This is a genomic window from Paenibacillus segetis, assembly GCF_014639155.1.
Classification (GTDB): domain Bacteria; phylum Bacillota; class Bacilli; order Paenibacillales; family Paenibacillaceae; genus Fontibacillus; species Fontibacillus segetis.
Genome location: NZ_BMFT01000004.1, coordinates 133,068 through 145,714, shown reverse-complemented (window position 1 = coordinate 145,714; position 12,647 = coordinate 133,068). Strand labels below are relative to the sequence as shown.

General features: G+C 42.5%; 11 protein-coding genes and 1 pseudogene. 2 read left to right on the top strand and 10 right to left on the bottom strand.

Going from position 1 to position 12,647, the window contains the following annotated elements:
* The first annotated feature begins 46 nt into the window (after positions 1-46).
* Positions 47-2,494, top strand: coding sequence for a glycoside hydrolase family 38 N-terminal domain-containing protein (locus tag IEW05_RS21620; protein WP_188541935.1), 2,448 nt, complete (start codon positions 47-49; stop codon positions 2,492-2,494).
* 71 nt (positions 2,495-2,565) lie between these two features.
* On the top strand, positions 2,566-3,303 hold the full coding sequence (locus IEW05_RS21615; protein ID WP_308420462.1) for an SGNH/GDSL hydrolase family protein: 738 nt from the start codon (positions 2,566-2,568) through the stop codon (positions 3,301-3,303).
* A gap of 103 nt (positions 3,304-3,406) precedes the next feature.
* On the opposite strand, the gene IEW05_RS21610 is transcribed toward IEW05_RS21615, so the two are convergent.
* The 10 genes and pseudogenes from IEW05_RS21610 to IEW05_RS21555 all read right to left on the bottom strand — a co-directional run bounded on the left by IEW05_RS21610 (position 3,407) and on the right by IEW05_RS21555 (position 12,636).
* A complete protein-coding gene (locus IEW05_RS21610) occupies positions 3,407-4,741 on the bottom strand; it encodes a BaiN/RdsA family NAD(P)/FAD-dependent oxidoreductase (RefSeq protein WP_188541933.1) in 1,335 nt (444 codons plus the stop codon).
* A gap of 33 nt (positions 4,742-4,774) precedes the next feature.
* Positions 4,775-6,079: a BaiN/RdsA family NAD(P)/FAD-dependent oxidoreductase gene (locus IEW05_RS21605; protein WP_188541932.1), complete on the bottom strand. Its 1,305-nt coding sequence runs from the start codon at positions 6,077-6,079 to the stop codon at positions 4,775-4,777.
* 471 nt (positions 6,080-6,550) lie between these two features.
* Entirely contained in the window at positions 6,551-6,892 is a 342-nt protein-coding gene (locus tag IEW05_RS21600) for a nitrous oxide-stimulated promoter family protein (RefSeq protein WP_188541931.1), read from the bottom strand.
* A gap of 251 nt (positions 6,893-7,143) precedes the next feature.
* Positions 7,144-7,554 carry a hypothetical protein gene (locus tag IEW05_RS21590; protein ID WP_188541930.1) on the bottom strand — a complete coding sequence of 137 codons (411 nt, stop codon included), beginning with the start codon at positions 7,552-7,554 and terminating at the stop codon, positions 7,144-7,146.
* Positions 7,551-7,994 (bottom strand): LytTR family DNA-binding domain-containing protein, encoded by a 444-nt coding sequence (locus IEW05_RS21585; RefSeq protein WP_188541929.1) that lies wholly within the window; start codon positions 7,992-7,994, stop codon positions 7,551-7,553. Before IEW05_RS21585 ends, IEW05_RS21590 begins: the two co-directional genes overlap by 4 nt.
* A 266-nt stretch (positions 7,995-8,260) precedes the next feature.
* A complete protein-coding gene (locus IEW05_RS21580; RefSeq protein ID WP_188541928.1) occupies positions 8,261-9,004 on the bottom strand; it encodes a MerR family transcriptional regulator in 744 nt (247 codons plus the stop codon).
* Between the two features lie 9 nt (positions 9,005-9,013).
* Entirely contained in the window at positions 9,014-9,748 is a 735-nt protein-coding gene (locus tag IEW05_RS21575) for an ABC transporter permease (RefSeq protein WP_188541927.1), read from the bottom strand.
* Positions 9,745-10,464 (bottom strand): ABC transporter ATP-binding protein, encoded by a 720-nt coding sequence (locus tag IEW05_RS21570; RefSeq protein ID WP_188541926.1) that lies wholly within the window; start codon positions 10,462-10,464, stop codon positions 9,745-9,747. Before IEW05_RS21570 ends, IEW05_RS21575 begins: the two co-directional genes overlap by 4 nt.
* A 632-nt stretch (positions 10,465-11,096) precedes the next feature.
* Positions 11,097-11,299, bottom strand: a pseudogene (locus tag IEW05_RS25870) (D-alanyl-D-alanine carboxypeptidase family protein); the annotation flags it as partial.
* 80 nt (positions 11,300-11,379) lie between these two features.
* On the bottom strand, positions 11,380-12,636 hold the full coding sequence (locus IEW05_RS21555; protein ID WP_188541925.1) for a mechanosensitive ion channel family protein: 1,257 nt from the start codon (positions 12,634-12,636) through the stop codon (positions 11,380-11,382).
* Positions 12,637-12,647 lie beyond the last annotated feature (11 nt).

The window sequence follows — 12,647 nt, the reverse complement described above, 5'->3', positions numbered from 1 at the left end:
TGATCATGTTATGCCATCAATAAAAAAGCCAAAGGAGAGATTTACAATGACCTTCAACAAACCATGGAAAATTTATGCGATACATCATTCCCATACAGATGTCGGCTATACGGAACGTCAGGAGAAAATCCAGCAATACCATGTGGACTTTATTCGCCAAGCCCTGCACATTTTACGTGAAATTCATTCCGGTCGCCGTCCAGAATGGACCGGATTTAAGTGGGAATGCGAGACCTTCTGGCCAGTTGAAACTTTTCTGAAGAGAGCAAACGACCAAGAGAAAATAGAATTTGCAGAAGCTGTTCGCCGAGGCGATATCGGACTCTCCGGCACCTACCTCAACATGAGTGAATTGATAGGAAAAGAACTGTTTGAATCGATGATTGAGCGCATTCGCAGTTATGGAGAATCGATTCAAGCTCCCGTGACATCCGCCATGACTGCCGATATTACCGGATTCAGTTGGGGATATGGTCAAGTCTTGCTCGATGCAGGGATTCAGAACTTAATAACCTGCATTCATACGCATCATTCCATGTACCCGCTATGGAAGAAGCAACACCCTTTTTGGTGGGAAATGCCTAGTGGCGAACGGTTACTGACTTGGAATGGTGAGCATTATATGTTCGGCAATGATCTAGGCTTCATCCCTGGGATTGGCGGTAACTACACGACTAAAGACGAATTCGATACAAGCAAAGGGGTTACCTTTGAGATCGCTGAGGCGCGAATTCATCGTTACATCGACAGACTTGAGCAAGATGGCTATGCATTCCGTTTTGCACCAGTCATGTTCTCCGGGTTGCCAACGGACAACGGCTCACCCAATCCGCAAATTATGGAATTCATCTCAGAGTGGAATGCCAAGTACGGGGAACAAATTACGATCGTACCTGCTACCTTGGAAGATTTCTTTGCAGAAGTCCGTGAACATGCGGAGAATCACCCTGATGACATCCCCGTGCATCGCGGAGATTGGCCGGACTGGTGGACTGATGGCGTAGGTTCAACACCAAAGCATGTGCAGGTATTTCGCGAAGCACAGCGGGTGTATCAAAAGGTAAAGCGACTGGATCCTCAATGTGAGATCGTATCCCCGGAATCCATGAAGGACATGGAATACCAACTAACTCTTTTTGCAGAGCATACATGGGGTTATCATTCATCGGTTACCGAGCCTTGGAATCCGTTTGTCCAAGAATTAGGTCTGCGTAAAGAAGCATTTGCAGCAAATGCTAGCACCGCAGCTCATCGTGCGTTATATGACATTCTTGAGCAAAAGGGAGACGCCCTTCTATCCCCGGATCGTCCGATGAAATTTAAACTGTATAATCCTTTCGATTATGTTCAAGAGGATTTCGCTCAGCTCATTATGGAAGGCTGGCACTACGATCTAATTAAAGACGGATTTGAAGTCCGCGATGTAGACAGCGGTGAGTTATATACATCTCAACTCAGCCGTGCAACACGAGGCGTTATTGTAAGTATTCCTGTTACACTCCAGCCCGGAGAAGAGAAAACTATTCATATTCAGGCCGTTAATTCAAATATAAAGAAGACCGCAACTTGTAACGATTATGTTGGATCGGATCGAATGATGGATCTGGATATAACCAATGACGAGCAACCATTTAAGATCACATCCACCTATATTGATACACCGTTCGTAACCATCAAGTGGACTAAAGGAGCGGGCATTACATCTTGGATCGATAAACATACGAAGAAGGATATGTTGCGGCAGGACCGTAATCACCATGCCTTTACACCTGTGTATGATGTGACCCATGCGGCCAATGTTCAAGAAATGTACGAAGTCCGACGGAAAATGGGACGGAATCGAAAAGGTCCTGATGCGGTTATTTCTACCGGTGTCCTCACCAAAGCAGAAGTCATCTCACAAGGTGATGTATATGGTACAGTCCAACTGACATTTGAGGTAGCTGGTTGCTCACATTACTCTTTACTAGTTACGGCTTATGCGAATCACCCTCGCGTGGATGTGGCAGTCCGTTTACACAAGGACAGTGTATGGGACCCAGAGAATTTATATATTTCTCTTCCTTTCGGAAGTCCAATTACAAGTGGAACTGAGGAATTATGGATCGATAAAATGGGCGCTTTAACACGCCCTCGCAAAGATCAATTGCCGGGCAGTTTGGCAGACTACTATTGCTTAGGCGATGGCGCTGCGTATGTAACCGACCATGATGGTGTTGCTATTGCCATGCCAGATACGCCACTCATTCAACTCGGATCGTTAAATCATCAGTTCCGTCTGCTGAATGGAGATGCCAAGCTACAGCAAGATCCCGGTCATTTATATGCTTGGGCGATGAATAATTACTGGGAAACCAACTTCTCAGCTACCTTGGGTGGATTCTATGAATTCCGATATCTTGTAGCATGGGGAGAACAATACCATACGCCTGAAGCTGCGATGAATGCTTGCCGCAGTATGAATGCTGGTATTTTAGCTTGGAGAGTTCGTTAAACTGGTGCTGGTGATTTCATTCCGCTCGTATTGAAGCAATATTTGTTAACGTCCACACAACCTGCTCATGGTTGCAATATAATATCTCCAAGATCGCTACATCGTTTTTTCATCAGGCTATGTACGTTGTATATATGATTAAGAGTGGGGTTGGTGATATTCTTATGATCTATACAGCTCTTGGAGATTCCATTACATTTGGGGAAAATGCCTCTTCTTGGGCAAAGGCTTATCCCCAATTGAGTGTATCCACTTTAAATTCAGACTCATGCAGGGCTCGTGGGTTTGTACTGGCTCGGCCAGGTTGGAGTAGCAGTGATCTATTGGATGCTGTGATCTGGCGAGGGTCCCCATTAATCAGTCATTCCTCTGTTGTTTCTGTATGGATCGGAGGAGTAGATTTAGCCAATGCGGCATTAACTTCAGTTAGATCCAAGAAACCATTAGCTGTACAACACTTTGTAACCAGCTATAGACGTAACTTAGGTACCATTTTTACTCGAATAAAAAAAGGAAGTCGCGCTCGGATCATTTGCTGCACGCAATACAATCCATTTCCGAACAGCCCTGTTGCAGTTGAGTCGATAGGCCAATTTAATCGTATGATAAACGAGCTAGCCCATAGTTATGATGTAACTGTAGCTCCCACACATAAGTGGTTTGAAGGAAAACAGACAGGTCTTATTCATGGATATCAAAAAGGTAAGATTGAAGATGCATTAAGCGGATTTATGCCCATCCATCCTAATGACCGGGGACATCAGGTTATTGCAACGGGGCTCGGCCCATATCTCACCCCGCGCAAATAGATTTTGAGATCGTATCTCTATCTATCACAAAACAAACCACTGAATCTATCAGTGGTTTGTTTGTATTATCGTATACGATTGAATTATTTGTCTCACTAACTCTTCAATCTTGATCGACGTAGGTTTTGTTGCTGTTGCGTCTATCAGCAAGCGCCATCGCAGCAGCATAGCCGGAGCTCCAGGCCCATTGTAGGTTATATCCACCGCAGTCTCCATCCACATCCATCACTTCACCTGCCAAATACAGCCCTGGAACTAGCTTAGATTCCAACGTCCCTTCGATTAGCTCCGTCGTATCGATGCCTCCGGCTGTTGTTTGCGCATTCGTGAAGCTATTAGTATCGGTCACTATAAACTCCCAACGCTTCATGATTCGATACAGTATTTTCTTGGCTTTCCACGATAGATCCTGACAAAGTAGGTGAAGCTCTGGATCAATTCCTGCCTCCATCAGCAAGACGGGAATCAGCTTCTTGTTGATGATGCCGATAAAGGAGTCCGCAACAGTTCGGTGTCCGAAGATCGCCCAGTGTGTTTCCAGAAATTCAACTACCTCTTCCTCCGTGCGGTCCGGCATCAAATCAACCGACAATGTCACAGCTTCTCCTCTTCCAAGGTTATATGCCGCCTTCCTGCTTAACTGAAGTATTGGCGGGCCAGAGATGCCATAGGCTGTAAAAAGAATTTCGCCATATTCGCTACGAATGACTTCACCGTTTACAATAATATGGGCATGTCCCTCAAATTTGATGCCGGACAGTTCCTTCAAATGCGGATAATCTAGCTTCAATTGCACAATGCCCGGAACAGGTTCGATCAGAGTGTGCCCGAGACGCTCTGCAAGCGTATAGCCGGATCCATCCGTTCCCGTTTTTGGAGCGGTAAGACCACCCGTACATAGAAATAGGTACTTGCTAGTATAAACGACCTGTTCCCCTGTCTCCGTCTCACATTTAATCGTGAAGCGCGGATGTTTCGTCGAAACAGTAATATCCAACACTTTATTCTTGAAATATACCGGAACATTCCGATCCTCCAACGCAAGCCGAAAAACACCCGGCACAGATGCAGCTTGCAACGACATCGGATACATCCGGCCATCCTCCAAGCTTATAAGAGGAAGCCCGAGCGAGGAGAAAAAATCAATAGTTTGGCGGACACCAAATTGCTTCAGCACATGTAGCGGAAATCCAGCCTGATTGCTGTGATACTTGTGCGATAAAGCGACCGCTTCATCCGTACCCGTCGCAGTAGATTCGTTCGTAATATTACAACGCCCATTGCCCGTCGTTAATATCTTCTTCCCAATTCGATCATTACTTTCAATAATCGCGGTATCTATACCTTGGTCCCGTGCAATAACGGCGGCCATTAAACCTGCAGCACCTGCACCAATAATGAACAACTCGTGGTGCTTAGAAGTCTGATCCTCATTCATATTGATCGATACATCCTCTTTTCTATGAATTCATTACATTTGCTTAGCAAGCGCCATTGCGGCCACATAACCGGAACTCCAGGCCCATTGTAGGTTATAACCGCCGAAGTCTCCATCCACATCTATCAGTTCGCCTGCCAAAAAAAGCCCAGGTACTAGCTTGGATTCCAGAGTTCCTTCGATTAGTTCAGTCGTATCGATGCCACCGGCTGTCACTTGTGCATTCGCGAAGCCATTGGTATCCGTCACTTTAAATTCCCAACTCTTCAAGATTCGATAAAATTTCTCCTTGGTTTTCCGCGAAAGATTCTGGCAAAGCAGGTCTGGTTGCTGATCGATACCTGCTTCCTTCAGCAGGACGGGGACCAACTTCTTGTTGAAGATACCGACGAGGGAATCGATAACAGTCCGATGTCCAAAGCTCTCCCAGTGCATATCCAAAAATTCAATTACCTCTTCCTCCGTGCGGCCTGGCATCAAATCGACCGATACGGTTACAGCTTCTCCTCTTGCGAGATGATACGCTGCAATTCTGCTTAACTGGAGAGCTACCGGGCCAGAAATACCATAGTCCGTGAAGCCAATTTCACCAGATTCGCTACGGAGGACTTTACCGTTTACGATGATATGAGCCTGTCCTTGAAACTTAATACTGGACAGCGCCTTCAAATTCGGATAGTGCAGCTTCAATTGCACAATGGCCGGTACAGGCTCGACCAAGGTGTGCCCCAGACGTTCGGCAAGCGTATAACTAGGACTATCCTTTTCCGTATTCGGACCGGTAAGGCCACCCGTACATAGAAACAGGTATTCGCTGGTATAAACAACTTGCTCCTCTGTCTCCGTTTGGCATTTAATCGTGAAGCGTGGATGTTCCGTCGAAACGGTAATATCCAACACTTTATTATTAAGGTATACCGGAACATTCCGGTCCTCCAGCGCAAGCTGAAAAATATCCAACACTGATGCAGCCTGCAGCGACATCGGATACATCAAGCCTTCCTTCAATCTTGTAAGCGGCAGCCCAAGCGCTGAGAAAAAGTCAATGGTTTGGCGGATACCAAATTGTTGCAACACCGTCAATGGAAATCCAGCCTGACTACTGTGATACTTGCGCGATAAAGCGACGGCTTCATCTGTACCCGTCGCAGTGGATTCATTCGTAATGTTGCAGCGGCCATCACCGGTCATTAATATCTTCTTTCCAATCCGGTCGTTACTCTCCAGAATGGCAGTATCTATCCCCAGATCCCGCGCAGTAATAGCAGCCATTAAGCCTGCAGCACCTGCACCGATAATAATCAGCTTGTGGTGTGAATTTGTTTGAATTTCCTTCATTGTAGTAGATCACCCTAATTTTCATTGTAAATAATCATTATAACATTAAGTGACTCGTAAATCATGGCTTACATCAGAACAAATAAGACATCCTAATTAGAGAGGTGCATTGTCCATCACCAATGGCCCTCCAGCGCTTACCATAATTGTTCCCATTTCAGCGCGACCCATAGACACATTAGGTAAAATGATTTAGACGATTACTATGTATTGTCCAATATCCAATTCAAAAAACGAAAAGAGCCAGCCCCCTTTTCAGGAGGTCATGGCTCTGTTTTTGTTGTGAATCGTTACGATCTTTAGAATTGGAAACCTCTACTTCAAAATCTTATATCTAGCACCCACAATAATGTCACCGTAAATACTTGAAAAAATGAATCTTTTAATTGGTTTATCAATGGCAAACCAGTTTCAGTGTTGAACGGCGGTTTCGTTTTGATTTTAGTTTAGGTCGAACTGGAGATTGGAATCTTATTTCCTCAACTTATCTGGTAGTGGGATATGCCGAATCGACTCAATGGGGTGATATAGTAGCATCCACGGACCAGAAAAACGCATGACTCCTTTAATTCTTTGACGATAATCCGGTCTATAACAATGGACAGGACATTTTGCACAAGCTGTTTTCTCTTCACCGAACTTACAATAGGCTAGCCTCTTCAGAGCATACTCATTTAAATCCTGACATTCCTCGCAAAGTCCTTCATGACGATGTTTCTTCTTACAATATATACGAATCATTTTGGTAACAATATCTTGTTCTTTTTGAATCTTAGGCCCATCATTTAACTGCCGGTTTACTTTTGTTATCATATATGAGCCCCCTTGTAACTTGGTCTCATCTAATTATAAAGCATACTGCCGAACTAGACATCTTCGTGGGAGTCGAATCATTCATAACGAATCATTTCTGGCACTATGGTCGGCAAGCCCCTTCACCGCGGCATAACCGGAACTCCAGACCCATTGCAGATTGTATCCACCGCTATCTCCATCGACACGGTTACATCCAACACTTTATGATTAAAATACACCGGCGCATTCCGATCCACCATTGGAAACCTCTACTTCAAAATCTTGTTCAACTCTTCAGCCTTCTTCTTACTATCTATTCTAGCGTAAAAATAAAAGGCAATGGTATGCAATACAACGGATAGTAACAACATTCCCGGAAACCAAGGTGCTATGAAATGAAACATATCTTTTGAAAATAACCAAACAGCGAGGATTCCGCCTAAAATATTGAAAGTTGAAGAGATAACAATATTCCAAATCGGCTTTAAAGTGAAGTAATTCCATAGAGCATTATAAATAACCCCAAATATTCCGGCTGAAATCAAAGCGATTCCTACAACATTCCACATATAAACGATACTGATCGATTGATCCTTAAAAAAGACAGTTATAAGCAAGACTATCCACAATAATGTCATCGTAAATACTTGAAAAAATGATTGTTTCAATTGGTTTATCATGATAATTTCCCCCTAAAATTTTTAATGTAAAAGCGACTAACAAAGTAACTAGAATTGTCATTTAATATCACTTTAATTCGTGCATTATCTGTTGATGAGAACTCCTTTATGTAGCTTGTATTAACGATGGTTTGATTATTAATTTTCAAAAAATGTGAATCCAGGCTTTCTTCAACAAACTTTAATCGTTTATTAAGAAGAAACATTTCTCCAGTAATAACACGTACACTACACATTCGATCTTCCGATTCTATAACTGCAACAGAACTTAACAAGATTTGCACGTTACGGTTATTTTTTGCGTTAATGACTACAAGCTTTTGTTCAGCGTTGTTTAGTGCTTCTTCAATATGTATCCAATTTTCTTGTTCGGCAGGATTGGTTGTGACTTTGGTAACACTTCGATCTATCCCTGCATCAGCTTCAAATATTACCTTCAATTTGTATGCCCCCTTCCTCTCACAACTCATATTACAGGCGAAATAGAGTTAAAACTACTATAATACGTTTTCTTGCATTATCTTGTAAGTTTGTTGCATCTGACGTCGAATTGTAATATGAAGTGCAACGCTATATACCTAGTAACTGCACTGGTCTCTAAACAGAAAGAACACCCGAGAGGGTGTCTTTTGGGTCGCTCCATATGGAGGCGAACCGTGGCTTGGCAAAACCACAATTCACCGGAATGTGTTTCTAACCCCAAGGCTTACTTCCCTAGGTTCAATTTTTCCCTCAGTAACAATATAAGCTCATTTGCAGACTCAATGGCTTGTTCCAATGAATAGATTAATCGATCTGTCACTGAAATAATGTCTTCATGATCTTCAGGGGTATCGAGTACTTTCTTAATATTAAAATCAGTCCCACTCATTTTCTCTGCTTGATTCATCAACCGAAGGATTGCACTCATTGAATAATGTGCCGCCCTTAGAGTACGAATAATTTTCAATCGTTTTATTTCATTTTCTGTATATACACGAGATCCATTTGAAAGTCTAGGGACTGTGATTAATCCATTTCGCTCCCAATTTCGAACAATTTCAGGTGAGAGGTCTAGAATTTGAGCTACCTCTTTTCGTGTATACGTCCCCGTAGATATAGATTTTATTCCACCCATCCACTGCTCGGAAAGTTCAATAGCTTCTAGCGCTCGATTATATTCTTTTTGTAGATGGGATAAATAGCTTTGCGCATACTCTAGCGCTTGAATGAAATCCTCTTTGCCGCTAGCTTCAACAATAGCTCTAGCCTTTGCCCGAATAAGTCCCTGAACAATTTCACAACGAAAAGCGACTCTAGCCATTTTTAGTTGAAATAAATGCAAGTCTGAATATATGCGATAACCATTTTCGCCTCTCGGAACAGATGAGATATATCTCCACTCTTCATAAATCCGTACGGTGTTGGGATGTACCCCAACCATTTCTGCAATTTCTTTGGTTTTGTACATCCCTTTCACCTACTTCCACTTAAAAAATTTGATTGCCCCAGTCAAACAGATCACGGTAATAAAACCTAAGATCAAAATCGGTACTGTCATACCCGACGCTTCTCCACCTGTACTTACCAGCTTTAATAAATGAATCCCATGTGACAAAGGTAATATATCCATGATCCATTGAAAAAAGCGCGGCATCACTTCATATGGAATCGTCGCACCGGAGAACAATAACATCGTAAAGTAGGCGATAGAACTCCACATATTCGCTGACTTTTGATCCGGTACGACACTGCCAATGAAAGTGCCAATACTGTACATGGCTAAAATAACAAAGGCATATACGCTCAAGAACATCAGCCAGGAGCCTGCTATATGATAATCAAAAAATAAATAATATACGAGAGTAACGCCTATAAATGAAACAAGCGCAGAAGAAAGTTGAATTAGACCTTGAGCAAATAAAATCTGTAAAGGGGATACCGGTGTTACTTGGAATCGTTTCAGAATACCGCGGTGTCGATAATCAGCAATGGTTAACGGAAGGCCCATTACACCCGTTGCAAGCACACCAATAGTTATAACAGCAGCGTAGGATAATTCAAAGGTAGATGAACCCGCCGATGCATCTTTACTAAGTACGTAACCGAACAAGGTCGCCAAAATGATCGGGAAGCATATACCGAAAATTAGGATATCAATACCTTTCCATACCAGCTTACCTTCTATTTTTAAAAGTGCAAACATTGTACTCATCCCCAGTATTCCTCCTCACCAGCAAAATGTAAATATGCATCTTCAAGCGTTGGTTGCCCACTTGCGACTAACACTTCCTGAATGGTTCCATGAAAGGTGGTTTGACCTTCACGCAGAATTAATATCTCATCACATAAGACTTCAACCTCATCCATGTAATGTGATGTTAATACAATCGCCAAACCGTTTTCTTTCATTGTTAAAAGCTCCTTCCACAGCATACGACGTGCCTTGGTATCAAGCCCCGTTGTCAGTTCATCTAAAAACACAAGCTTCGGTTCAGGAATTAGAGCAAGGAGTACGGCTAGTCGCTGACGCTCCCCGCCAGAAAGTGACTTAACCAGTTGCTTTTCCTTATCTGCAAGCCCAAAGGTATGTAGTAAAGCAGGTACGTCAGCCGTTTTTTTATAGAGTGATCTCCACTGTTCACATGCCTCAGAAACGGTTAGTTTATCTTGGAAATTGGTTTCTTGAAACTGCACTCCTACTTGTTCAAATATGTCCTTTCGATTGCGTAATGGTGACTTACCAACGATGCTAAGCTCTTCATGAGTGCTCTTTTCAATACCAAGCACAGCAGCAATGGTTGAAGATTTTCCTGCCCCATTTGCACCTAGTAATCCAAATACTTGACCAGGCTTTACTTCAAAACTAATGGAATCGACAGCCTGTTTCTGACCGTAAGTAACGGACAAATTTCCAACCTTTAATACCATGTTCTAACCTCCTAAATAAATCCTAGGACGTAACTATAACAAAAGATCTATGGGGTGGTGGCTTAATGGAGGGTTTGAATCTCTGCAATCATGATAAAATGTTAATTTCTGTTGTTGTGCCAGAGAAGGAAAAATGCACATAGTCATAATTTTCTTCCGTTAAGTAAGAAATCACGGGAATCTTTTGATCATTCGCCCGAACTTTAAAGTATTGAGATTCTTGATAAATGGATGGTCGAGGATTCAGACTCATCTCTTACCTACAAGCTAGCACACCGACCCAAGATAAATAAATCTACATTTTTTATGTATATCCGTGATTCCCGCATCTCGTCATATACATTTTTTTGGGTGATATACATTAACCTCTCCTGAGCATAGAATCGATACACTTTCCCATACTATCTCTATAGAGAGGGGGTATGGTTCATGGCTAAACAGCAAGGACATGCGCGTAAAAATACGACAACCCGCACACATGATCGTAAAAATAGCAGCGCCGGTAAAGGCAACAGCAAGAATAACTAAGCCTTGTCGTCCCTAAGTGGATACATGCTCTAAAGCCAAACGGCTCGAACCGACCTTCCTAAGAAGAAGCGGACGAGCCGTTTTTATCATTCCATGAACCTGATCTAAGCTTTCGTTACATCGCCATCGACATAACAAATATGCCAAGGCCCGTACACATAACCTGTAATATCTTCTTTCCTTTCGGATAACGGATAATAAAACTACACTCCGCCGCGCGAATTTCTACACCTGTAATTGGCTTCGATAGTAATATTAATCCCATAATCATCACTACAAAAGGCTCTAAATTAGATAATACCGATGCCACGGCTTGTCCATGAGCATCCTAACCAAAAAAACAGACCCCCATCGTAAGGCAGGATCGTAAAGTACGCGGTCGCACCCTTAATATCCTCGCGAGTATTCTGTGCTTTCTTTTACATGAGCGATATCGTGGCCAGTGGGATTCTGGAAGACACGAAGCCCAAATGTCGGTGCAACAGCAAAAATATGATCAAAGATATCCGCCTGGACCGATTCATACACCTTCCAGTTGGTATCATTGCTGAACGCATAGATTTCCAATGGCAGCCCATTATCTCCCGGGGCTAACTGTCTGACAAGCAGGGTCATATCTTTATGAATCTGCTGATGATTTTTCAGATACTGATGGATGTATTCTCTGAATACACCAACATTCGTAAGCTGTCTACCGTTCACCTTGCTCTCTGTATTAATTTGATGTTCCGTGTTGTATGCATTAATTTGTTGTAATCTCGTCGTGATATATTCGGTAAGGTATTGAATCTTCTGAAACTCCTCAATCATTTCTTGGGTACAAAAGCATATGCTGCTTGTATCGATATTCACGCTACGTTTAATCCTTCTGCCACCAGATACTTGCATGCCTCTCCAATTTTTGAAGGAATCTGATATGAGAGCGTAGCTGGGAATCATGGTGATCGTTTTATCGAAGTTCATAACTTTTACCGTATTCAAAGTAATGTCGATCACGTCACCGTCTGCATTATATTTGGGCATTTCAATCCAGTCACCTACTCGTACCATATCATTAGAAGATAATTGAACTCCTGCTACCAGACCTAATATGGAATCCTTGAACACTAGCATCAGAACAGCCGATAATGCCCCTAGCCCACTGAGAATGATTAACGGATTCTGGCCAATGAGATTCGAGATCATCACGATACCACCGATGATAAATAGAATGATCTTCACAACCTGAATATATCCCTTGATCGGCCTAATCTTGGAGATCTCAAACGAACGATAAATAGCATCAAAAGCATTGAGCAAGGCATTAATCACCGTTATAGTTACGATAATCATATAAGTTACTGCAGCTTTTTCAATTAAAGTTCGATATAGCGGAAAGATGGATGCAGAATAAATAATGATGATGGCTGGAACGAGATGCGACAGCTTGTGGAACACTTTTTTCTCCAAAATGACATTGATCCATGTATATCGTTGATTATTATTGATGATACGAACAATCGTCCTGAGTACGATTTTTTTTGCTATTAAGTTAGCGAATATACAAATCAAAGCTATAAACACGATCATAATCATACTTGAAAGGTAACCAATCGTTTGTTCGCTCATCCCATAGCTCTCTAGTTGACTCTTGATAAGTTCCATTGTTCCCTCCT